The organism is Pseudonocardia terrae (genome assembly GCF_021343995.1).
Classification (GTDB): Bacteria; Actinomycetota; Actinomycetes; order Mycobacteriales; family Pseudonocardiaceae; genus Pseudonocardia; species Pseudonocardia terrae.
Window position 1 is genome coordinate 1 of sequence record NZ_JAJTTE010000080.1, and the last position, 22,224, is coordinate 22,224.

The 22,224-nt window shown below is 72.0% G+C and carries 18 protein-coding genes; 6 read left to right on the forward strand and 12 right to left on the reverse strand.

All coding sequences use genetic code 11. The annotated features are described in order from the left end of the window. Positions 1-112: 112 nt before the first annotated feature. Complete coding sequence (locus LWC33_RS31905) at positions 113-1,036, reverse strand: LysR family transcriptional regulator (RefSeq protein ID WP_233308429.1); 924 nt, start codon at positions 1,034-1,036, stop codon at positions 113-115. A 239-nt stretch (positions 1,037-1,275) separates the two neighbouring features. Between LWC33_RS31905 and LWC33_RS31910 the strand changes: the two genes are divergently transcribed. Together LWC33_RS31910 and LWC33_RS31915 are read left to right on the forward strand one after the other, a co-directional pair. Beyond that, positions 1,276-2,493 (forward strand): MFS transporter, encoded by a 1,218-nt coding sequence (locus tag LWC33_RS31910; protein WP_233308445.1) that lies wholly within the window; start codon positions 1,276-1,278, stop codon positions 2,491-2,493. 26 nt (positions 2,494-2,519) lie between these two features. Next, on the forward strand, positions 2,520-3,029 hold the full coding sequence (locus tag LWC33_RS31915) for a nitroreductase family deazaflavin-dependent oxidoreductase (RefSeq protein ID WP_233308430.1): 510 nt from the start codon (positions 2,520-2,522) through the stop codon (positions 3,027-3,029). 33 nt (positions 3,030-3,062) lie between these two features. On the opposite strand, the gene LWC33_RS31920 is transcribed toward LWC33_RS31915, so the two are convergent. Continuing rightward, positions 3,063-3,728: a hypothetical protein gene (locus tag LWC33_RS31920; RefSeq protein ID WP_233308431.1), complete on the reverse strand. Its 666-nt coding sequence runs from the start codon at positions 3,726-3,728 to the stop codon at positions 3,063-3,065. Between the two features lie 334 nt (positions 3,729-4,062). Here LWC33_RS31920 and LWC33_RS31925 point away from each other — a divergent pair, with 334 nt between their 5' ends. Beyond that, complete coding sequence (locus tag LWC33_RS31925; RefSeq protein WP_233308432.1) at positions 4,063-4,602, forward strand: manganese efflux pump MntP; 540 nt, start codon at positions 4,063-4,065, stop codon at positions 4,600-4,602. Between the two features lie 119 nt (positions 4,603-4,721). Here LWC33_RS31925 and LWC33_RS31930 read toward each other — a convergent pair whose 3' ends face one another. The 4 genes from LWC33_RS31930 to LWC33_RS31945 all read right to left on the reverse strand — a co-directional run bounded on the left by LWC33_RS31930 (position 4,722) and on the right by LWC33_RS31945 (position 8,789). Next, positions 4,722-5,414: a cation efflux transmembrane domain-containing protein gene (locus tag LWC33_RS31930; RefSeq protein ID WP_233308433.1), complete on the reverse strand. Its 693-nt coding sequence runs from the start codon at positions 5,412-5,414 to the stop codon at positions 4,722-4,724. A 215-nt stretch (positions 5,415-5,629) separates the two neighbouring features. Then, positions 5,630-6,568, reverse strand: coding sequence for an arsenic resistance protein (locus LWC33_RS31935; RefSeq protein ID WP_233308446.1), 939 nt, complete (start codon positions 6,566-6,568; stop codon positions 5,630-5,632). Between the two features lie 786 nt (positions 6,569-7,354). Continuing rightward, a complete protein-coding gene (locus tag LWC33_RS31940) occupies positions 7,355-8,065 on the reverse strand; it encodes an isocitrate lyase/phosphoenolpyruvate mutase family protein (protein ID WP_233308434.1) in 711 nt (236 codons plus the stop codon). Then, positions 8,055-8,789, reverse strand: coding sequence for a winged helix-turn-helix transcriptional regulator (locus tag LWC33_RS31945; protein ID WP_233308435.1), 735 nt, complete (start codon positions 8,787-8,789; stop codon positions 8,055-8,057). The genes LWC33_RS31940 and LWC33_RS31945 overlap by 11 nt, the downstream gene beginning before the upstream one ends. Before the next feature lie 104 nt (positions 8,790-8,893). Here LWC33_RS31945 and LWC33_RS31950 point away from each other — a divergent pair, with 104 nt between their 5' ends. Then, entirely contained in the window at positions 8,894-9,706 is an 813-nt protein-coding gene (locus LWC33_RS31950; RefSeq protein ID WP_233308436.1) for an isocitrate lyase/PEP mutase family protein, read from the forward strand. 33 nt (positions 9,707-9,739) lie between these two features. Here the strand turns inward: LWC33_RS31950 and LWC33_RS31955 are convergent, their stop codons facing one another. Beyond that, a complete protein-coding gene (locus LWC33_RS31955; RefSeq protein ID WP_233308437.1) occupies positions 9,740-11,194 on the reverse strand; it encodes an APC family permease in 1,455 nt (484 codons plus the stop codon). Beyond that, positions 11,191-13,197, reverse strand: coding sequence for a primary-amine oxidase (locus tag LWC33_RS31960; RefSeq protein ID WP_233308438.1), 2,007 nt, complete (start codon positions 13,195-13,197; stop codon positions 11,191-11,193). The genes LWC33_RS31955 and LWC33_RS31960 overlap by 4 nt, the downstream gene beginning before the upstream one ends. A 482-nt stretch (positions 13,198-13,679) precedes the next feature. Between LWC33_RS31960 and LWC33_RS31965 the strand changes: the two genes are divergently transcribed. Next, the gene (locus tag LWC33_RS31965; protein ID WP_233308439.1) at positions 13,680-14,432 is read left to right on the forward strand and encodes an amidohydrolase family protein; all 753 of its coding nucleotides are present in this window, start codon (positions 13,680-13,682) and stop codon (positions 14,430-14,432) included. Positions 14,433-14,551: 119 nt separating this feature from the next. Then, complete coding sequence (locus tag LWC33_RS31970; protein ID WP_233308440.1) at positions 14,552-15,229, forward strand: trimeric intracellular cation channel family protein; 678 nt, start codon at positions 14,552-14,554, stop codon at positions 15,227-15,229. Between the two features lies 1 nt (position 15,230). Here LWC33_RS31970 and LWC33_RS31975 read toward each other — a convergent pair whose 3' ends face one another. From LWC33_RS31975 to sbnA, 4 genes are all read right to left on the reverse strand, one after another. Beyond that, positions 15,231-16,481 carry an amidohydrolase gene (locus LWC33_RS31975; RefSeq protein ID WP_233308441.1) on the reverse strand — a complete coding sequence of 417 codons (1,251 nt, stop codon included), beginning with the start codon at positions 16,479-16,481 and terminating at the stop codon, positions 15,231-15,233. 99 nt (positions 16,482-16,580) lie between these two features. Continuing rightward, entirely contained in the window at positions 16,581-17,963 is a 1,383-nt protein-coding gene (locus LWC33_RS31980; RefSeq protein WP_233308442.1) for an NAD(P)/FAD-dependent oxidoreductase, read from the reverse strand. A 129-nt stretch (positions 17,964-18,092) separates the two neighbouring features. Beyond that, the gene (locus LWC33_RS31985; protein WP_233308443.1) at positions 18,093-20,762 is read right to left on the reverse strand and encodes a Pls/PosA family non-ribosomal peptide synthetase; all 2,670 of its coding nucleotides are present in this window, start codon (positions 20,760-20,762) and stop codon (positions 18,093-18,095) included. A 180-nt stretch (positions 20,763-20,942) separates the two neighbouring features. Next, positions 20,943-21,938 (reverse strand): 2,3-diaminopropionate biosynthesis protein SbnA, encoded by a 996-nt coding sequence (gene sbnA, locus LWC33_RS31990; protein ID WP_233308444.1) that lies wholly within the window; start codon positions 21,936-21,938, stop codon positions 20,943-20,945. Positions 21,939-22,224 lie beyond the last annotated feature (286 nt).

The window sequence follows — 22,224 nt, forward strand, 5'->3', positions numbered from 1 at the left end:
AGCTCACAACCCATTTTCACGGACTAGTCGACTGGCTGATCTGTGGAACCCCGGTAGGCGTGCACGCTGGTCGGCAGTAGCAGGGCGCGGCGAATACCGCGATAGCCGAGAGCTATGGCAGGCGCGAGGAGACAGACGAGTCGGGCCGGCGCGGCTCCCCGCCGGCGGTCTCGGCGAGGGTGTGCACGAGCCGGCCGAGCTCGGGGGCCAGCGGTGACCCGGGGTGCCAGGCGGCCTCGTAGAAGATCTCGACCTCCTGGCCGTTCTCGTGCAGGACCCGGTGCCGGGCGTCCGGTGAGGTCAGCTTGGACAGGGGCAGGATGGCCGCGCCGAGGCCGAGATCGGCCCACTGCTCGAGCACCTGGTAGCTCGCCGCCTCCCCGGCGTAGGTTCGCAACGGCAGCTCGTGGGCGTCGAAGAGCTGGCTGGTGAACCGGGTCAGCCCGCACGAGTCGGGGACGAGGATGAACTCGTCGTCGGCCGCCTCGGCGAGCTCGACCGGGGTCCGCTCCCGCGAGCCGACGACCACGATCGGCTCCGAGTCGATGATCCGGTGCTCCAGCCCGGGCAGCGGCCCGACCGACGGCACGAGGATCACGTCCAGCTCGCCCGCGAGCAGGCCGGCTTGCAGGTCGGCCATGTCCGCCTCGCGCAGGACCAGCTCGCGGGGCGTGGGCAGGTCGCGGACCGCGGCGAACGCCCTCGTGACCAGAGCGGCCTTGATCAGCGGGGAGACGCCCATGCGGATCCGCGTGCTCCCGGACTCCAGGATCCTGCGTGCCTCGATCGGCACCGCGTCCAGGCCCGCGAGCGCCCGCTCGACCAGCGGCAGGATCTGCGTGCCGAAGGCCGTCGGGGTCACGCCGCGCGGGGACCTGTCGAACAGCCGACCACCGAGCCGCTCCTCCAGCTTGGCGATCGCGGTGGACAACGCCGGCTGGGACACGCCCTGCTCACGGGCGGCGGCGCTGAACGAGCCCGACCGCGCGACCGCCCGGGCGTGGCGCAGGGCCTCCGTGCTCAGCCGCTCGGCCATACACCGAGGTTATCGCTCCATTCGTGGCGGACGGCTACCGGTGAGCTGCGGCGCCTGCGCATCCTGGGAACGCGGGTGCACGACGGCCGGACGGAGGCCCACCAGTGACGGACCCACACGAGCAGCGGGTCGGCGCCGAACCTGCGGCAGAGCCGGCGCAGGGTGCCGTGCTCGACGACGCGACCGGCGCCCCCACCGCCCTCGCCGCCACCACCACCGACCCGCCCGAGCAACGGCGCATCGTCCGCACGCTCGTCCTGGCCCAGGTGTTCAGCGGCGCCGGGCTCGCCGCCGGGATCACCGTCGGTGCCCTGCTCGCGCAGGACATGCTGCACACGACCGGCCTCGCCGGGATCCCGGCCGCCCTGTACACCATCGGCTCGGCCGCCGCGGCGGCCTGGGTCGGGCGGCTCTCGCAGCGCCTCGGCCGGCGCGCCGGTCTCACCGCGGGCTACGCGACGGGCGCGCTCGGCAGCGCCGGGGTCGTCGCCGCCGCAGTGCTCGACAACGTCGCACTGCTGTTCGTCGCGTTGTTCGTCTACGGCGCCGGGACCGCCACCAACCTGCAGGCCCGCTACGCCGGCGCCGACCTCGCCTCGCCCGCCCGCCGCGGGCGGGCCGTCAGCACGGTGCTCGTCGCGACCACCCTCGGCGGGGTGCTCGGCCCGAACCTGGTCTCCCCGACGGGGTCCCTCGCCGCCACCTGGGGCATCCCGTCGCTGGCCGGACCCTTCCTGCTGTCGGGCGCCGCCTACCTGGTGGCCGCCGTCGTCCTCGCCGTCCTGCTGCGCCCCGACCCCTTGCGGCTCGCCCGCGCACGGGCGGCCGCCGCCCCCCGGCCCGTCGAGGGGACACGGCGACCGGCCGGCACGGGAACCCCGCAGACCGGCGGGCTCCTCCTCGGTGCGTCGGTCATGGTGCTCACCCAGCTGGTGATGGTCGCCGTCATGACCATGACGCCGGTCCACATGGCCGCGCACGGCCACGGCGTCAGTGCCGCCGGGGCGGTCATCGCCGTGCACGTCGCGGCGATGTACCTGCCCTCACCCGTCAGCGGATGGCTCGTCGACCGCTACGGCCGCATCGTCGTCGCCGCGCTGTCCGGGCTCACCCTGCTCGCCGCCGGGGTCCTGGCCGCCGCGGCGCCCGGCGACTCGGTCGTCCTCCTCACGGTCGCCCTCGCCCTGCTCGGCCTGGGCTGGAACTTCGGCCTGATCAGCGGCACCGCGATCATCACCGACGCGGTTCCGCTCGAACGGCGCGCCGCCACCCAGGGCACCGTCGACGTCGGCATCGCCGTCGCCGGAGCGGGCGGCGGCCTGGCCTCCGGCGCCGTCGTCGCCGCGACGAGCTACCCGGCCCTGGCCGTCGCCGGCGGGATCGTCGCCCTGGCGATCCTCCCGGTCATCGCCGCCACCGCCCGGCAGCGGCGCGCCGAGGTACCCGGCCACGCCTGACTCCGATGCCCCCTACGCTCCGCCGTATGCAGCCCGACGCGGGAGGTGACCCTCTGAACGCCCGTCCCGCACGGGTCCCGAGCCGGGTCCGGCTGGTCCTCGGGCTCCCCCGGCACCTCTACGCCCACGGTCTCGGCGGCCTGCTCGGCTCGCGGTTCCTGCAGCTCACCCACACCGGTCGGCGCAGCGGCCGCCGCTACGACACCGTGCTCGAGGTCGTGCACCACGACCGGGCGAGCGGTGAGTACGTGGTCGTGGCGGGACTCGGTCGTGAGGCGGACTGGTACCGCAACGTCCGTGCGGGAGGGCCGCTCGCGGTCACCGTCGGACGCCGGCGCTTCCCCGCGCAGGCCCGCGAGCTCGACACCGACGAGGCGGTGGCCGTCCTGCGCGGCTACGAGCACCGGAACCGGCTCGTCGCGCCCGTGATCCACCGGGTTCTCTCCGGGCTCCTCGGCTGGACGTATCGCGGGACCTCCGACCAGCGCCGGCGCCTCGCCCACGAGCTGCCGCTCGTCGGTCTGCGACCGCACTGAGCTCGGCCTGCGGGCCCCGCCGGCCCGGCAGCCCTACGGCGTCTCCTGCCGGGTCTCCGGCGGACGATCGGGGTCTCCCTGCCGAGGTGGGCGCTCGCTGTCGGCGCCCGGCGGGGGCGCGAGAAGGCCGGCCTTGGCCGGACGCTGGGGGACGACCGTGAGTGCGAGATCGCGCAGCCTGCGGTAGGCGCGCCGGTCCCGGCGGTAGTACCACAGGTCGTAGATCAGCAGGTTGATCGGGACCCAGAGGACCACCCAGGCGACGGTCTGCAGCCCGGTCGACAGGGCGTCCTCGATCGAGCCCGGTTCCGTGGTCCCGAGCGCGCCGACCGCTCCGTTGATGAACAGCACGGCGAGCAGTCCCCACAAGAGCGTGCGGATCCCGAGCCGCCGGACGCCGGCGACGTCGTCGTCGAGCAGGGCGATCCGGCGGCGACATTCGCGTGCCAGGGCGGCCCGGGCACGTTCCTCGAGGCCGGGCGTGATGACGTCGGCCGGCAACCCGAGGGCCACACTCAACGTGGCCTTCCGCTTGGCCCGCTGCACCGCCCGCACCATCTGCTCGAGGCCGGGTCGCGGGTCGTAGTGCTCCAGCTCCGGCGCGAACGGGTCGAGCCGCGGAGCCTCGAACAGGTGCTCGATCCGCTTCATCGGGAGGTACAGGTCGACCTCGCGTGGGCGGCGACGTCGGAGCCTCACGCCCTGAACCTAGCCCAGTGGGGCGGCCGGTACCGAGAGTTCGCCGATCCGACGAGCCGGGCAGGTCGGCGTGCATCCGGGACGCGGGCGACCGCTCCGATGACCACTCCGGCGGGTGGTCCGTGAGCGCGTGGCGAGACCTCCTGGAGCGCTGCGCGGCACGCCGCCGTGCAGACGGTCATCCAGGATGGGTGAACGGTAGGCGATCGAGGGTGGGCGGCGAGCGTTGTCCGCGGCAAATGCCCGACGGTAAACTCCGACTCTCAGAAATGCGGGCCGAGACAACGATCCTCCTCGTCAACTGCCATTGTCGTCCTGCCGAGATCGGTGTCCGATGATCGAACTTCTGACCTTGGGCTTCTTCCTCAGCCTCGACAATTTCCGGTCATCGGTCGCACTCGGGACGGTTCCCTTCGGATTCGCCCGCGCCGTGCAGATCGCCCTCGTGTTCGGATTCTGGGATTTCGTGGCGCCCCTGGTCGGCGGAGTGGCGGGGCACTACCTCGGCGAGCTGATCGGACCGATCGCGGACTACGTCGGGCCGGCGGTGCTCGGCGTGTACGGCGTGTACCTCATCGTCACCGCGTTGCGGAGGCCCGCGCCGGAGGAGGTCGACCAACCCTGGGTGACGCTCTTCGGGATGCCGCTGGCCCTCAGTCTGGACAACCTGCTCGCGGGCACCGGACTGGGACTGCTCGGGTTCTCGCCATTGGTCCCGGCGGCCGTCTTCGGAACGATGACCGCGGTGATGTCCCTCGCCGGATTGTGCCTCGGACGCTTTGCCGCACGTCTCATTCCGATACGCTCGGACCTGTTGGGCGGAATCTCGCTCCTGTCGGCCGCGGTCGTTCTGCCGATCGTCTTCGCGGGCTGACGGATTCAGCACTGTTCCGACCTCGGAAGCTCGTGCTCCTCGCGAGCCGGGTTCGGAACGGCCGGCGGCCGCCGGAGCCGAACCCCCTGAGCGATCGCCTCGCAGGGGCGAGCACGACCTCAGCAGCAGTGGTGGCCCTTCCACGCCTCCCGACCTTCACGCACCGCAACGGCGGCGATGACCAGCGCGGCGATCGGGTCGGCCAGGGACCAGCCGAGGAGGCTGTTCAGGAGCAGGCCGACGAGCAGGACGCCCGACAGGTACGTGCAGAGCAGGGTCTGCCTGGAGTCGGCGACCGCGCTGGTCGAGCCGAGCTCGCGGCCGGCCCGGCGCTGGGCCGCGGACAGGATCGGCATGACCAGCAGGGAGAGGGCGGCCAGCACGATCCCGACGGTCGAGTGGTCCGGCTCGCCGGCACCCAACAGGCTGCGGATCGACTCGAGGCTCACGTACGCGGCGAGGGCGAAGAACGACAGCGCGATGACCCTCAGGGCGGCGCGTTCGCGCCGGGCCGGGTCGGCGCCGGAGAACTGCCACGCGACCGCGGCGGCCGAGGCGACCTCGATCACCGAGTCGAGGCCGAACCCGATCAGGGCGGTGGACGACGCGACGCGTCCGGCGCTGATCGCGACGACCGCCTCGATCACGTTGTAGGTGATCGTCGCCGCGACGAGCAGGCGCACGCGGCGGGTCAGGACCGCGCGCCGCTGTGCCGTCACCTCGGGCCCGGCCGAGGGGGCCGGGGCCGCGCAGCACCCGTCGGCGCAGACGGCCTGGTCCGTGCCGGAGACGGGGCGGGGCCCTTCAGTCATGACCGTGCCGCCTCGTGCGGAGCCGGTGGGGCACAGTCGTCCTGATCGAGGCAGGCGGGGCCGGGGTCGACGGCCAGGACCACCGCGAGCAGCTCACCGGCGCGCGCGCGAGAACGCGGGCCGGTGCGACCTCCCGCGTCGCACTGGTCAGCATGCGCCGAACTGTAAGTCCACGGCTGAACCCGAGGAAGGGCCCGGCACGCTCCCGGCCGGACCTAGGCCGGGAGCAGACGCGGGACGAGCCGCACGAAGGCGACCATGCCGACGATCTCCACCAAGGTCTGGGTGACGACCACGACCGGGCCCACCGCGAAGGGGGCCGGGAGGGCGAGCGCGAGCGGCAGCACGACGAGCGAGTTGCGGGTCGCCCCGGTGAACACGACCGCGCGCCCCTCGCGCGGGCCCAGCCCGAACAGGCGCGCGACACCGGTCCCGAGCAGCGCCGTCACGACCAGGAAGAGCACGTAGAAGGGGGCGACGGCGGCAGCGACCGACAGGTCTCTGCCGAGCTTCGACACCTGCGACGCGACCACGATCAGCAGGGTCGCGACCATCAGCGGGACCATCAGCATGCCGGCGCCGCCGGCGACCCTCCGTCCGACGTGGTGCCCGGCGGCCCAGCCCTGGGTCAGCCAGGCCAGGGCCAGCGGCATCACGATCAGGACGACGAAGGCCTCGACGAACGGTCCGACGTCGACGACCTCGGCCAGGCCGGAGCCGAGGAACAGCAGCAGGAACGCCGGCAGCAGCACCATCTGCGCGATCAGCAGCAGCGGGGTGGCCGCCAGGAGCCGGTCGCTGCTGCCCCCGGCGAGCCCGGAGAACACGATCACGTAGTCCACGCACGGCGCGAGCAGCACCAGCAGGACCCCGAGGCGGACGCCCTGGTCGGCGGGCAGGAATCCGAACATCGCAGCCACGACCAGCGGGACGACGACGAAGTTCACCACCAGGACGGCACCGAGGAACCGCCCGGCCCGCAGCGACCGCAGCAACTCCCGGGCCGGCACCTCCAGGAAGGTCACGTAGAGCAGCAGACCGAGGACCGGGTTGATGGCGACCTCGAGGCCGGGACCGGCGCCGGGGGCGGCGAGCCCGACGAGGACTCCGGCTGCGATGGCACCGAGGTAGATCGGAACCTGGCGGCGCTCCATCCACGCCACGAGGCCGGTGTCGGCGGTGCCGCTCTCGCTGTCGCTCAACCAGTCCCGCTTCCCGCACCCCGTGGCGCCGATCATCGTGTCGATGTCGGGCAGCGCCGCCCGGTTCGGCCATTCTCCCTAGCGGTTTCGCCGGCCACCGCGAGGATGCGCCGACGCCGTCGGGCGGGCAGCGCGCGACCGGTTGGAGAGTTGACGCCGTAGCCGCAGCCGGTCGGCTGAGGACGACGCTGAGGCCGTACCCGGGTACAGCCTTCACCGTGATCTGGAGCACATCCCGTCGGGAAGGTCGTCCTCGAGCCCACGCGACGCCCCCAGGGACGGCAGGCGAAGATCGCGATCGCCCCGAGCACCGTGCACCCAGCAACAGCAGCTGCCCGACGGCGACCACGACGAGCCCGCTCGCCAGCTGCATCCGCCCGCTCCAGGAGTTCGGGAGGCGCCGGGCCAGCAACGAGGTGACCACGCCGGTCCCCGACCACGCCAGCAGCACCACCGCAGCGAGGACCGAGGAGATGCCGAGCCCCCGGGACATCACGGTCAGCAGGAACGACGACGTCGCGATGATCCCTGCGCCGGTCGCGAAGGCCCCGATCGTCACGGCGAGGAAGGGCCGGGAGCGGAAGAGCCTCGGGCCCGGAACCCAGCGCGTACGCGGTCGAGGGCAGCGTGGCCAGCGGGGTGGTGAAGGCGATGAGCGAGAGGAACGTCGCCGCGGACGCCACGGCGACCGTCGCCCGGTCCGTCCGGCGCATTCACCTGCCCCCCGTCGGCAGTCGGTCACGGTTCGCACCGGTGACGAGAACGACCGAACCCGAGATTCTCACAACTGACCTTCCCGAGCATTCTGCGAATGGATTTGGCGCACCGGGAAGCCTGCTCCCGCCTCGATCCCGGGAAATTGCCGTCCGATCGGCGCGAGGTCGCTCGCCCGTCAGAAGTGGACGAGCAGCGCCTCGATCGCCATGTGCTGCGCGATTCCGGTCTTCTCCGGAGGAGCCCATCTGCTTTCCGGACCGCACGTGTAGCGGAGATCGGCCGTGAGCGATGGAAGGTGCCGGTCCACGGCGGCGACACCGACGCCCGTCGTCGACCGTTTCTCGCATCACCGCGGCCGGGCACGAACAGCGAGTCGGCTCCGGGCCCGTACCCGCCTTCGACGTCGGCCGAGACCGGGAGGTCGACGACGGCCGCGATCCGCGCCACGGCGTCGATCATCTCGGCGCGGGTGAGGTTCTGCCCGTCCGGGCGCCCCAGACTCCACGAGACCCCTGCGCTCGTGGTGGCGATCGCCTGCGCCCCGCCGGCGGCGATCAGCGCCGCGCTCGCGGCGTCCCAGGCGTTGGGGAGCACCACCACGTCGTCGGTCTGGAGTGCACGCAGCGCGGCGGCCTTCGCACGCTGCCGATCGGTGGCATCATCGAGACCTTTCATTGAGTGGCGATTCGATACCCAACTAAAGCCGACCGGAGCGCACTCGTCAAGCGCCATCGAAGAAATTGCTGACTCGGCATTTCCGCGCCACCCTCGTCCCCTTCGCGCAAATTCCCGAGTCGACCCACACTTGGTTTTTCCAGGCCAGGACCCACCGACATCGGTCGCGATTGCGGCGTAGGCTCGACGGCATGTCGCACATTTCGTCGGGGACCCGGGTACGGGGCAGTCGTCGCTTCTCCCCGACCTTTACGGACGTGCTCGACCACGAGCGCACGGGCGGCCTCGACGTCGCCGTCGACACCGATTTCCGCTCGACCGAACGTGGTCGGCTCGACGAGACGTCGTGGATCGCGCACCTGCCACGACAACGACGACGACACCGGCTGGCACGCACCGCCCTGCCGACAGCCTCGACGAAGCCGTGATCCCGGTGCTCGGCCTCGGCGCCACCCGGAGCCGCCAGCACCAGCCGCATCTCCTCGCCCGCCTGGGTGAGCTCGTACCGGAAGCGGCTGCGCCGCCCGGGCTCCTTGTACGACTGCTTCGTCAGGAGGCCCTCGTCCACCAGCTTGTTCAGGCGCTGCGCGAGGATGTCGGTGGCGATGCCCAGCAGCTCCTGGAAGTCCGTGAACCGCGAGACGCCGTTGAGGGCCGCCTCGCAGAGGATGCGCAAGGTCCACTTGTCGCCGACGATGCCGAGCACCCGGGCGATCGTGCAGACCCGCTCGTCCTCGTCGGCGGGAGCCGCCCCGTTCCCGGGCGCGGTCGGCTCCTCCACCAGAGCTGCGTCCGGCGTCGTCGTGCCGCCGACGGTACAACCTCGACACGCAACAGGATGGCGGCTCTGCAGGCCGGGACATCGGAAGCGGAGGGAGACCCACAATGACCGCGAGCGAACCGCCGGACGCCGCGACCGGGAGGACCGCATTCGCCCGGCTGCACCACGGCCCGACCCCGTTGCTGCTGCCCAACGCGTGGGACGTCACCTCGGCGCTCGCGTTCGCCCGTGCCGGCTACCCGGCCGTCGGCACCACCAGCTTCGGCGTCGCCGCGAGCGCAGGCCGGCCCGACGGTGGCCGCGCCACCCGCGAGGCCAACCTGGCCCTCGTCGCGGCACTCCGCCCACTCCCGATCCCGGTGAGCGTGGACATCGAGGACGGCTACCACGACGACCCCGATACCGTCGCCGAGTACGTCGCGCGCCTGTCCCGGGCCGGCGTCGCGGGCATCAACATCGAGGACAGCACCGCCGAGGTCCTCGTCGACCCCGCACGGCACGGTGCGAAGGTCGCCGCGATCAAGGAGCGCTGCCCGGACGTCTTCCTCAATGCGCGGGTCGACACCTACTGGCTCGGCCAGGACGCCACGCCCGACATCACCCTGACCCGCGCCGAGGCCTACGTCCGCGCCGGGGCCGACGGTGTCTTCCTGCCCGGCCTCACCGATCCCGCCGTGCTCCGCGAGGCCACCCGGGCCCTGCCGGTGCCGGTCAACACACTCGTCGTCCCCGACCTCACCCTCGCGCAGCTCGCCGACCTCGGCGTACGGCGCGTCAGCACCGGGTCGCTGCCCTACCGGGCCGCACTCCACGCCGCCCTCGACGTCGCGGCGGCAGTCCGTGACGGCCGCACCCCACCACCCGGACTCCCCTACTCCGAGCTCCAGGCGGCCCTGGTCGACCACGTCACGGACTGACCACCACGCACGACCGTGCGTTCGTGCTACCGCCTACGTCTGGCGATCGTGCGGAGTATGCGGCGGAACCGACTCCTCCTCGAAGCTGCCGACCTCCTCGACGAGTCGAGGCCTGCGGGACCGTGCCACCGCGTACCCGACCAGGCCGAGGACGACCAGCCCGAGGAAGATCCACGGCATCAGGTTGAGCGGGTACTCGGGCACCGGGACCACGTTCTTGTAGAAGACGTAGACCAGCGCCGCGACGACCACGACCGCCAGCACCGTCGACAGGACGGTGAGCTCCCCGCGCCTGCGCAGGAAGAACGGCAGCGCGACGGCCATCAGGACGTAGGCGAGCATGTAGCCGAAGGTGCCGATGGTGCCGGTGTAGGTGAACACGTTCAGTGGCGTCATCCCGGTGGCGACCAGGACGATCGGCACCACGAGCACGACCGGCGCGATGACGGCGATCGCCACGTGCGGTGTCTTGTGCGTGGGATGTGCCCTCCCCAGCGCCTTCGGCAGGATGTCCTCCTCGCCCATCGTGTAGAGGATGCGGGACGAGGCGTTGATGCACGCGATCGTGACGGCGAAGAACGACGCCGTGATGCCCAGGTCGACGATCCAGGAGACCCCGCCGAGCCCGTACCGCGCGGCCAGGTCGCTGATCGGCGCGGTGCTCTGGCTCAGGGCGACCGGGTCGCCGAATCCCCGCACCATGTCGTAGGCCGCGAAGACGTACAGGACGCCGACCAGCACCGCGCTGCCGAGCACGGCGCGCGGGATGGCCCGGTGCGGATCGCGTGCCTCCGCGCCGAGGCTGGCCGCGCTCTCGAACCCGACGAAACCGAGCACCCCGAGCACGATCCCGAAGGCCACGCCGTTGAAGGACAGGGTCGACAGGTCGAACGGGGCGGTGGCCCCGCGGGACCCGCTGCCGACCAGGACGGCGATCAGCACGACCAGGATGGCGGCGACCGAGATGATCTCGAGGACCAGCCCCACGCGAGTGGAGATCTTGATACCGATGATCGCGAACGCGGCGGCCCCGATCGCGGCGACCGCCAGGATGACGCAGATCGCGAGCGTGCCGGCGGCCGGCAGCCCCAGGGTGGTGAGGAAGCTGCCGAAGTAGATGCCGGTGCCGACCACTCCGATCATCGCGATGAACCCGTAGCCGATGACCAGCCCCCAGCCGGCCACGAAGGCGCCGCCCGGGCCCAGGCCCCGGGCGACATAGCTGTACAGCGACCCGGAGGAGGCGAACCGGCGCCCGAACTGGGTCGCGACCAGCCCGACCAGGATGACGACGACGGTCGCCGCCACGTAGGACAGCCACGCGCCCTGGCCGGCATAGAGGGCGATCAGCGCCGGGGTGGTGGCCATCGCGGCGCTGGGGGCGATCCCCGCGACCGACTGCGCCATCACGTCGAGCTGGCTCATCGTCCCGTGGGCCAGTCCCGTGTCGGAGTGGACCGGGTGCGGCCCGGCCCCCTGCGCACTCACTCGGTCACCTGCTGCGGCGGCACCGACTGCCCGTTGCCGTGTCCGGCGTGTCCGTCGCCCCCGTGGCATTCCGGGGAACGCGGCATGTCCAGGGCGGGGTTGCCGTCGAAGAACCCGACCGGCTTGAGGGAGAAGCCGAGGGAGGTCGCCGGCATGACCGGCCAGTCCTCCGGGCGGACCACGTGGTGCGCGCCGAAGGAGTACCAGACGACGACGTCCTCGTTCTCGAGCGGGCGGTCGGCCTTCTGGTACTCCAGCAGCCCACCCGGGGACCCGTGCTGGTTGGGGTAGTCGCCCGCCGCGTACATCTCACCTGGGTCGTGCCGGGTGACCCACAGATGCTTGTAGGCGAACTGCGCACGGGCGAACGCCTGCGACCCCTCCTGCTGCAGGGGCAGCACGTTCTCGCCGGGCATCAGCTTGTAGCCGGTCGGCTGCCCGAGCTCGGTGGTCTCGTTCGGGTTGACGACGTACCAGACGCGCGCGACCAGCGGGTCGATCAGCCGCCGCGCGTCGCTCTCCCGCGCCAGCAGCGTCTTCGTGGTCACCCATGCGTTGCCGTACGGGTTGTCCGGCCCGGGCGGTACCGCGGCGGCGTCGACCTCGTAGACCGAGTTGCGCTCGCCGTCGACCTGCATGTCCAGCCGGACGTTGAAGAAGTGCTGGTGGTGCGGGCCGTACAGGCCGGGGGCGACGACGACGCCGTGGCGCGGCTCCTCGCCGTCGGCGAGCGCGCCGGTGGACAGGACGCCGGTCAGCTTCACCTCGAACTGGATGGTGCCGTCGGTGTAGAGGTACCAGAAGAAGCCGTACTCGTAGTTGCCGACCGTGGCGATGCAGGAGATCACCAACCGCCGGGAACGGCGGACCTCGACCTTCTCGGTGCGGAAGTCGGTGTGCTTCCAGCTGATCCCGTAGTCCTCCTCGTGCATGCAGATGGCGTTCGGGATCGTGACGGGTCGCCCGTCCTGGTCGTTCGCGGTGACGTCGAAGTAGAAGATCTCGCCGAGGCAGTCGCAGCCGAGGGTCAGCGGGTTGAGCAGCAGCCCGACCCCGTACTCGCCCTCGTCGAAGACGTTCTTGATCCGATGTGTCGGCGCCGGGTCGCCGTACGGGATGTACATCTCCGACAGCGAGGCCCGGTAGAGGACCGGACGCCGCCGACCCCGGTCCTCGTACCCCACCTGGTGCAGCACCAGGCCCTCGCGCGGGGTGTAGCCGACCCGCAGCCGCCACTTCTGCCAGCTCACCTCGTGCCCGTCGACGGTGAAGCTCGGGCCCTCCGGCTGGGTGATCTCCAGCGGCCTGACGTCGTCGCGCAGCCCGGTGAACGCCGGCCGGTTGTCGCCGTCGACCATCAGCTCGGGCATGTAGTTGCCCGCCTTCGGCGGCAGCGGCACGACGCCGTGGTCACGGACGTCGATGACCTCCATCCTGTCCATGTCGAGCAGCACGATCAGCCCCTCGACCGGCCGGGCGTAGCCGTTGTCGTCCTCCCGGGTGCGGACGAACGTCAGCGGGCGGAGCAGCCGGCGACCCGTGGGGTCGTCGATGTCGTAACCGGCCGCCCACGGGTCGATCATCGCCAGCGAGAAGTCGGTCACCCCGCGCTTGCGCATCGCCTCCTGCCACCGTGGATCGGACCGCGTGATCTCCTCGGCACTGAAGAACTCCTCGAGCATCACGCTCGGCTGGACGTCGTCGAGGACCTCCCAGGAGGCCACCGCTCCCCTGTCGAGCGAAACCAGTGCCTCGATGGTCTGCTGGTGGCGGCGGTCGTAGAGGACCACGAAGGCCGCCCGCTCGGGGACCGGACCGTCGCCCCGGCCGTGTCCGAGGACCTCGGTCTTGGGAGGCTCGTGGAGCGTGACGGTCACGAAGCGGATCCTCTGATCGATCTGCCGCTCGGCGTGCAGGATCTCCGTCGTTCGTCGGATCTCGTCCGGGGAGAGCGGCGCCAGGGGATTCGTCGTTGCGGTTGCCGGGCGTGTGCTGACTGTCATTGAAACTCCTCGTCATTGAGGCGTTGTTCGCCGGCGGGGGCGAGATGCCGGTGGGCGTGGGAGTGCCGCGCGGCATGTCCGTCCGGACGGAACGAGCTGGGGCGGCCGTGGGCCGGCGCGTGGGCGCAGCCTCCTCCCGGTCGTGACGCACCTCGACCGGGTCGCCCGAGCGCGGGCGATGACGCGGTCGCCCGATGCACCGCTCATCCGCGACCCTCCGCATGCTAATCGCGATCTCCGGAAAAGAGCAGAGAACTGGCGGGGAACCGCGTCGATCGTCGCGCGGGTGGATGCGTCGACGGCGGTCGGTCACCGACCGGTCGCCGAGAGCGATGGGGTGCGTCGCGAGAGCGATCTCGCCGTTTCGGCGGGAGCACACTGTCGCCCATGACCGTGTCGGAACCCGCGGCGGCAGCGGGGCCGCTGCAGCTCGCCGCGCTCGTCGGACCCTCCTCCACTCCTCTCCCGAAAGCAGCCGCGTCATGTCCGTCTCCCGCCCGGTGTTCGATGCCCACTTCCACGTCGTCGACGCCCGCTTCCCGCTCTACGAGAACAACGGCTACCTGCCCGACGAGTTCACCGTCGGCGACTACCGCGACCGCACCACGACGCTGAACATCACCGGTGGCGCCGTCGTCTCCGGCTCGTTCCAGCGCTTCGACCAGACCTACCTGCTCGACGCCCTCCGACAACTCGGCCCCCGCTTCGTCGGCGTCACCCAGATCCCGCACGACCTGCCCGACCGGGAGATCGTCGAACTCGCCGACCAGGGCGTCCGCGCAGTCCGGTTCAACCTGCGCCGCGGCGGATCGGCCGGCCTGGAACACCTCGATCACCTCGCCCGCCGCGTCCACGACCTCGCCGGGATGCACACCGAGCTCTACGTCGACGCCCGCGACCTGCCCGGCCTCGCCGACACCCTCGCCGCGCTGCCCGCGGTCAGCATCGACCACCTCGGCCTGCACGCCGACGGCCTGCCGGAGCTGCTCGCCCTGGTCGAGCGCGGCATCAAGGTCAAGGCCACCGGGTTCGGCCGGATCGTCCTCGACCCCGCCCAGGCCGTCCGAGCCATCCTCGAGGTCGATCCGACCGCGCTCATGGTCGGCACCGACCTCCCCTCGACCCGCGCCCGCCGCCCCTTCGCCGACGCCGACCTCGAGCTGGTCGCCGACGCCGCAGGCGAACACCTCGACGCGGTGCTGCACGACAACGCCGTCGCCTTCTACCTGCGGTAGCCCTCCTCCTCACGGACGACCCCGACCGACCCGGGACCGGTCGTGTCCCGCGGCCGCCCTGCCCACCCGCTCGACCGGGCCGGCGGGCCCGGGCGGGCCGGTGCTGTGAGGATGGGCGCGTGACGTCCGAGCCACCGTTGTTGCTCGCGCTCGATCTGGCCGGCACGTTCGTGTTCGGCCTCAACGGCGCGTTGACCGCGGTCCGCACGGCTCGACTCGACATCGTCGGCGTCCTCGCCCTCGCGGTGATCACCGCGCTGGGGGGCGGGATCACGCGCGACGTGCTGATCGGGGCGATACCGCCGGCCGCCTTCGGCGACTGGCGCTACCTCGCCCTCGCCCTGGGCGGCGGAGTGGTGGCGTTCGCGCTGAGCCGGTGGCTGGACCGGCTGGAGACGCCGATCGTCCTGCTCGACGCCGTCGGGTTGAGCGTGTTCGCGGTGATCGGCACGGTCAAGGCGCTGGAGTACCACCTCGGCGTCGGCCCGGCGATCCTGCTCGGCGCGATCACCGCCGTGGGCGGCGGCACGATCCGCGACGTGCTGATCCGGCGGGTCCCGTCGGTGCTGCACTCCGACCTGTACGCGATCCCGGCGCTGATCGCCGCCGCCCTCACCGCCGCCGCCGTCCGCACGGGGACCTACGGGCTACCGGCGGCCCTCGGCGCCGCCGCGGTCTGCTTCGCCGTCAGGATGATCGGAGTCCGGTTCCACCTCAACGCGCCGGGCCCGCCCGGCGGCGGCCGTCCCCACGACGATCGCGACCATCGTCACGACGAGGGCCACGACGGCTCGTGAGCTACGGCGCCAGCCAGGCGAGGGCGGCGACGACGAGGGCCTGGGTACCGGTGTCGAGGGTGGGCTGGATGACCGGGGCGAAGCCCGGGGAGTGGTTGACCGGGACGTCCTGCGCCACCCGGCCGGCGTCGTGCGCCTGCCGGTAGGTCTGCGGGTCGATGCCGCCGATGCCCCAGTAGGTGTAGGGGACGCCGAGCGCGGTGGGGATGTCGCTGAAGTCCTCGCTCGCGGTCTGCTGCTCCAGCGGGCCGGCGCGCTCGCCGAAGGCTTCACCGAACGCGCGGGCCACGCGGTCGGTCACCGCGGCGTCGTTGGTGGTGAGCGGGAACCGGTCGAACAGCGCGAACTCCGGCTCCCGCGGGCAGCCCGACGCCTGGCACTCCGCGGTCACGATCCGGCGTATCGCGTCCAGGATCGTGGTCCGGGTGGCGTCGTCGTAGGTGCGCACGTTCAGCTCGAGCACGGCACGGTCCGGGATGACGTTGCTCTTGCTGCCGGCCCGGAGCGAGCCCACGGTCAGCACGGCGGTCCGGCTCGGCGGGGTCTCCCGCGCGACGATCGTCTGCAGCCTGATCACGATCATGGCCGCGAGCACCACCGGATCGACCGCGGCCTGGGGCATCGACCCGTGCGCACCCCGCCCGTGGACGGTGATCCGCATGCTGTCCGCGGCGGACAGCACCGGGCCGGCCAGGGTGCCCACCTGCCCAGCCGGTAGCGGCAGCACGTGCTGCGCCAGCGCCACGTCCGGGGTCGGGATCCGTTCGGCGAGCCCGTCGTCGACCATGCCGCGGGCGCCGTCGCCGGTCTCCTCGGCCGGCTGGAACAACGCCACCAGGGTGCCCTGCCAGGAGTTCCGGCCGTCGCCGAGCACCTGGGCGGCGCCGAGCAGGCAGCTCACGTGCACGTCGTGCCCGCACGCGTGGGCCACCGGCACCTCGTCACCGCCGGCGTCGGTCGCGGTGACGGTGCTGGCGTACGGCAGCCCGGTGTCCTCCCGCACCGGGAGCGCGTCCATGTCGGCGCGCAGCAGCACCGTCGGGCCGGTGCCGTTGCCCAGCACACCCACCACGCCGGTGCCACCGATGCCCTCGTGCACCTCGTACCCGGACTGCCGCAGCCGCTCGCTCACCCGCCCCGCGGTGCGCCGTTCCTGGTGCGACAGCTCAGGATGGGCGTGCAGGTCCCGGTAGAGCTCCTCCTGCCACGCCCGCGTTCCGTCGAGCGTGCTCAGCACCTGAGATGTGTTCACAGCGACTCCGAGGTCTCGGTGGTCGGCAGGATTGTGGTCCTCATCGGCGGGGCTTGCCCGTCGTGGCCGCGGCGACCGGCGTCGGACGGTCCGGGGACATCAGGCCGCGGCCTGCATCTCCTCGGCCGCCGGGGCACCGGTCATGCTGATCAGCCGGTGACCGCGGTTGCGGGAGTGGTGGAGCGAGCGGACCCAGTTGTAGAGCGTGCCCAGCCGGTTGCCCCAGCCGACCAGGAACATGACGTGCACGTAACACCAGAGCAGGTAGGCGAGGTATCCGGTGATCGTGACACCGCGCACGTCGGCCACCGCCTGGCGGGCGCCGATCGTGGCCATGCTGCCCTTGTCGACGTAGCGGAACGGCGCGGGTGTCCCCGTGTGGCCCTTCACCTGGTCCGCGATCTGCCTGCCCACGTAGGTGCCCTGCTGCATGGCCACCTGTGCCACGCCGGGCAACCGGTCCGGCGTGGTGACCATGTCGCCGATCGCGTAGACGCCCTCCGCGCCGGGGAGGCTGCAGTCCGCGCGCACGGCCACCCGGCCCGCGCGGTCGGTCGGGGCGCCGGTCGCTTCGGCGAGCATCGCGGCCAACGGCGACGCCTGCACCCCGGCCGCCCAGATCTTGGTACGGGCGACGATCCGCTCCTCCCCCGCCGGGCCCTTCACCGTGATCGACTCGTCGTCCATGTCCGTGGCGGCGGTGTTCACCCGGACCTCGACGCCCATCTCCTCGAGCCGGCGCCGGGTGTACGCCTGCAGCTTCGGCGCGAACGGTCCCAGCACCGCCGGGCCCGCGTCCAGCAGGATGATCCTCGCCCGCCGGGTGTCGATCGAGCGGTAGTCCTCGGGCAGCACGTACCGGGCGAGTTCCGCCAGCTGACCGGTGATCTCGACGCCGGTCGGCCCGGCGCCGACCACGACGAAGGTCAGGCGGGCCCGGCGCTCCGCGTCGTCGGTGGCGAGCTCGGCCAACTCGTAGGCGCCCAGGATGTGGCTGCGCAGCATGCGCGCGTCGTCGACGGTCTTCATTCCCGGCGCGAACTGCGACCACTGCGGGTGCCCGAAGTAGGCGTGCGTGGCCCCGCCCGCGACGACCAGGTAGTCGTAGGGCAGCTCGAGCGTCTGCCCGGCGGGGGTGGCGGCGCGGACCACCTTGCGTTCCGGGTCGATGTCGTGGACCTCGGCGAGCAGCGTGCGGACGTTGCGCTCCTTCTTCACGACGCGGCGCAGCGCCGGCGCGATGAGGCCGGGGGCGAGGATCCCGGTCGCGACCTGGTAGAGCAGCGGCTGGAAGAGATGATGGTTGGTGCGGTCCACGAGCGTCACGTCGACGTCGGCGCGGGCGAGCGCCTTCGCGGCCCGGACCCCGCCGAACCCGCCGCCGATCACGACGACCTGGGGGCGGCCGCTGTCCTTCGCCCGCATCCTCACGACGGACCCGGCCGACGTCGAGCGCTCGGGAGCGGAGTCGTGCACGTACATGGTGTTCTCCTTGGAAACCTCGCTGTCAGGGACGTCCCCCACCCTCGCCGCGTCGGGCTCCACGCGGGATCCACCCGCCGACCGACGGGCCGGGTGCTCGGCCGGCCCACCGACCGGTCGACGCCGGGCTCAGCCGGTCGTCGCGGCCCGGCGGGCACGCCTTCCCGAAGCGGGTTGGAGCCGCGCGCGCCGATGCCGGCCAGCTGACCGCCTGCCCCGCCGAGCGACGCCCGATCGTTCGGCCCCGGGATCGTCGTCGCCACCCCACGAGAGAGCCGGAGGGACGCAGCGGTCGCCGACGGCGGCACGGTGCCGGTTCCCGGTCGGCGGTACCGCGAGGGACGTGCCGGTCGAGCCGGCGGGCGGCTCGACGAGCTCGCGAGCGGGGTTGCCGCCCCACCGTGAGCCGGCCGGGATCTCCTCGCCCTTCATGACGAAGGAGTCGGGGGCGATCTCGGCGCCGTCGCCGATGGTGACGCCGTAGTGCACGAAGGCGCCGACTCCGAGGGTCACACCCGAGCCGATGACGATGTGGTCGGACTTGAAGGCGCCGTCCTCCTGCGAGTGGCACTGGATGATGCTGCCGAAGTTCAGCGTGCAGTCGTCGCCGATCGTGGTGAGGGTGCGCTCGAGGACGGCGGCGCCGTCGTCGTAGACCCGCCGGCCGATCTTCACGCCGAGCAGGCGCATGAGCAGGTTCTTGAACGGGGTGCCGGCCAGCATCCGGTCCAGCGGCGGCACCATCAGCTTCCAGTAGCGCTCGTGGCGCCAGAAGCGCGCGTCGTAGATCGAGCACGACTTCGGGCGCAGCCGTCGGAACCCGGTGGAGATCCGCTCCCAGAGGACGAACCACAGCATCGTGAACAGCACGGTGGCGGCCATCTCGCCGGCGAACGCGGCCGGACCCAGGTCGGCGTACTGGTTGAGGGCCAGCAGGCCGAGCAGCAGCAGGCCGAGGATGTGGCCCCAGCGGACCACGAGGGCCAGCGCCATGGTGCCCAGGTTGTGGGCATTCTTGCGGCGCAGGCGCCGTCGGCGCTCCGTGGCGTCGATCTCCAGGACACGGTCGCGCTTGACCGTGCGGGGGATCTCGAACGCGGGCGAGCCGAGCAGTCCGACGCCCTGGCGGAGCGGGCCGTCGATCGGCACCGCGACCTTCGTGGCCAGCAGGCAGTCGTCGCCGGTGCGGCCGCCGACCGGGTAGGCGATGTTGTTGCCGAGGAAGTTGTCGGCGCCGATGGCGACGCGCGAGGTGCGGAACGACGTGTTCGAGAAGTCGGCGTTGACCACCGAGAGCCCGTCGGCGACGACCGTGCCACGCCCCACCGAGGTCAGGAACGGCGTCTCCTGGTTGAGGTTGGAGCCGAAGTTCGAGCCGGTCTGCTCGACCTTGCCGAGGCGGTAGCCCAGCACGTAGAGGTAGCCGACGATGAAGGAGCTGTCGCCGAACAGGTAGACGAACAGCCGGATGTTCGTGAGCCGGGTGATCGTGCGGTGCAGGGAGTAGCGCCAGCCGTGGACGGGGTAGACGCGGTCGGGACGGACGAACGGTGCGAGGAGCCGCGGCACGGTGAACACCACCAGCAGCCCGGCGAGCAGGCCACCGACGACGACGAGGGCGGACTCGGTCACGGCGTTGAGGTAGAACTGCGCGTCGGTGTGCTCCGTCGCTCCGGGCTTGAGCGGCTCGCCCAGTCCGGGCACCTGGGTGAGCACCAGGACCATGCCGCCGAAGACGAGCGGTACGTAGAGGGCGAACAGCTTCACCACCTGGCTGGTGACGTACGCGAGCGAGCGCAGCGCGCGCACCCGCGTCGCAGGGACCGCGCGGAAGTCGGTCGTGGTCGGGACCGCGGGCGACCCGTGCCAGCTCTGGCCCGCCGGCACGGCCTGGCCGCGGTGCAGCGACGAGGCGTGGCCGAGCTGGGCGCCGTCGCCCATCGCGGTGCCGATGCCGAGCACGCTCTTCTCGCCGACGACGACGTCACGGCCCAGGGTGACCCGCCCGGTCTGGATCCGGCCGGCGTGGGCGCGGTAGCCCAGGAGCACGGCGTCCTTGCGGATCACGGTGCCCGCGCCGATGGTGAGCAGGTCGGTGGCGACGGGCAGGTGCCGGGTGAGGACGACGACGTTCCGCCCGACCTTCGCCCCGAGTGCCCGCAGGTACAGCGTGTACAGGGGCGACCCGACCATGACCAGGACGAGCGGGTTGGCCCGCGTCAGCGTCTTGACCAGCCAGAACCGGAAGTACCGCAGGCTCCAGATCGGGATCTCCCGTTCCGTCCAGCGGCCGATGAGCAGCCACTTCGCCACGATCGGCAGGACGCACATCGCCAGGATCGCGGCGCCGCCCGCGACGACCGAGCGGAGGTAGATGTCCAGCGGCCCGTTGCTCGCCAGGATCCAGGTGTAGACGCGGTCCATGACGTAGCCGACCCCGGTGGCGTACGCCAGGAAGGTCAGCAGCTGCAGCGCGCCGGTGAGCAGGTATCCCGCGGTGCTGTGCCGAACCGGGGTCACCGGCGGCGCGGCGACGGTCGGCGCGGCCTGGGTGGCGGAAGAGCCGGCCGCCGGGGCGGCGGCTGCGGCCATACCGGCGATCGTCGGGTTGGCGTACACGTCGCGGATCGAGATCGAGGGCAGGTCGTCGCGCTTGCGCAGCCGCGCGCAGAAGCGCGTCATCACCATCGAGTCGGCACCCAGGTCGTCGAACACGTTGCTGTCGACGGGCACGTGCTCGACGGTCAGCACCTCGGCGAGCACGCTCGCCAGCTCGGCCGCCAGACCTCCCGTCGACACCCCGCGGACGGGGGTCGGCCGTGAGGGCAGGGAGGCCGGAGCCGGCGCGACCGGGGGTGCAGAGGACGTCGGCGCCGGCGGCGCCAGGATCTGGTCGAACGTCAGGATCCCCGGCTGCGGCTCCGGTGCCGGGACGGTGATCGGGGACGGAACCATCGGGGCGACCTGCGAACCCATGGCTCAGGCCACCAGGGAGTAGTCGGGGGACTCGACCGCGCCGATCCCGGCGAGCACGTCCTCGCCGTAGAGCTCCTGGACCCAGTTCGTCTGGTACACGGTGTCCAGGTAGCGCTCGCCCAGGTCCGGGGCGAGGGCCGCGGCGGTCAGGTTTCCGTCGTCGTTGCGGGACAGCCAGTCCGTGGCGCCGCTGACGACGGTGCCGGTGGAGCCGCCGAACAGGAATCCGGAGCGGGCCAGCCGGTGGCAGGCGGTGATGGCGTCCGCCTCCTCGACCCAGACCACCTCGTCGATGTAGGACTCGTCGAGCAGATCCGGGCGCACGCTGGTGCCCAGCCCGGGGATCATCCGGCGTCCGGACGGGGCACCGAAGGTCACCGAGCCGACCGCGTCGACGGCGACGATGCGCACCTCGGGGCGGTGTTCACGGAACCACCGTGCGCAGCCCATCAGCGTGCCGGTCGTGCCGGCGCCGACGAACAGCACGTCCAGGTCACTGAACTCGGCCGCGATCTCCGGCGCGGTCGTGCGGTAGTGTGCCTTCCAGCTGTTCGGGTTGGCGTACTGGTTGGGCCACAGGTAGCTCGGGTCGGCCTCGCAGCGGGCCCGCACGAACTTCAGCCGCGCGCCGAGGTAGCCCTCCACGGGGTCCGGCTCGGTGATCACGTGCACCTCGCTGCCCAGGGCCTGCATCAACCGGCGGGTGGCCAGGTTGCAGCGGGAGTCGGTCACGCACACGAACCGGTAGCCCTTGTTGGCGGCGATCATGCTCAGCGCCACGCCCAGGTTGCCCGAGGACGACTCGATGAGGGTCATCCCGGGCCGGAGGCGGCCCCTCCGTTCGGCGTCCTCGACCATTGCGGCCGCAGCCTTGAGCTTGACCGAACCGGCGAAGTTGAAGCCCTCGCACTTCAGGAACAGCCGCTGCCCGAACATCGAACGCAGGTCCACGAACAGTCGCTGCTCGTTGAACTGCTGCGGCGCAGTAATGATCGGCATTGCGAACTCCTCTGATCGGGTTGCGGAGCGCCTTGCTGCGCCTCGCTCGTTCATGACGGTCCGCCGGAGGCCGACCTGGCACCGTCGGTCGATGAGGCCGTGTGGCGGGGGAATCCGGGTGTCCTACGGTCGGTGGACCCGTCGGCGCTGGCGGGCCTGTCGGTCACCGCGGAGGACCGGTTCGACCCCGTCCGCGGGGGCCCGGTGCTGCGTCGTCGAGGCTCTCGAGTCGCTGGTTGCCGGTCCGCGGGCCGAACAGGGCGATGGTGAGGGCGACGACGGCCCA

Bases quoted from the DNA above. Each gene is read 5' to 3' on its own strand.
- LWC33_RS31905 (WP_233308429.1), bottom strand. From the start codon at position 1,036: ATGGCCGAGCGGCTGAGCACGGAGGCCCTGCGCCACGCCCGGGCGGTC.
- LWC33_RS31980 (WP_233308442.1), bottom strand. From the start codon at position 17,963: ATGTACGTGCACGACTCCGCTCCCGAGCGCTCGACGTCGGCCGGGTCC.
- sbnA (WP_233308444.1), bottom strand. From the start codon at position 21,938: ATGCCGATCATTACTGCGCCGCAGCAGTTCAACGAGCAGCGACTGTTC.
- LWC33_RS31965 (WP_233308439.1), top strand. From the start codon at position 13,680: ATGTCCGTCTCCCGCCCGGTGTTCGATGCCCACTTCCACGTCGTCGAC.
- LWC33_RS31930 (WP_233308433.1), bottom strand. From the start codon at position 5,414: ATGACTGAAGGGCCCCGCCCCGTCTCCGGCACGGACCAGGCCGTCTGC.
- LWC33_RS31940 (WP_233308434.1), bottom strand. From the start codon at position 8,065: ATGGCGCTTGACGAGTGCGCTCCGGTCGGCTTTAGTTGGGTATCGAAT.
- LWC33_RS31935 (WP_233308446.1), bottom strand. From the start codon at position 6,568: ATGGAGCGCCGCCAGGTTCCGATCTACCTCGGTGCCATCGCAGCCGGA.
- LWC33_RS31950 (WP_233308436.1), top strand. From the start codon at position 8,894: ATGACCGCGAGCGAACCGCCGGACGCCGCGACCGGGAGGACCGCATTC.
- LWC33_RS31925 (WP_233308432.1), top strand. From the start codon at position 4,063: ATGATCGAACTTCTGACCTTGGGCTTCTTCCTCAGCCTCGACAATTTC.
- LWC33_RS31915 (WP_233308430.1), top strand. From the start codon at position 2,520: ATGCAGCCCGACGCGGGAGGTGACCCTCTGAACGCCCGTCCCGCACGG.
- LWC33_RS31960 (WP_233308438.1), bottom strand. From the start codon at position 13,197: ATGACAGTCAGCACACGCCCGGCAACCGCAACGACGAATCCCCTGGCG.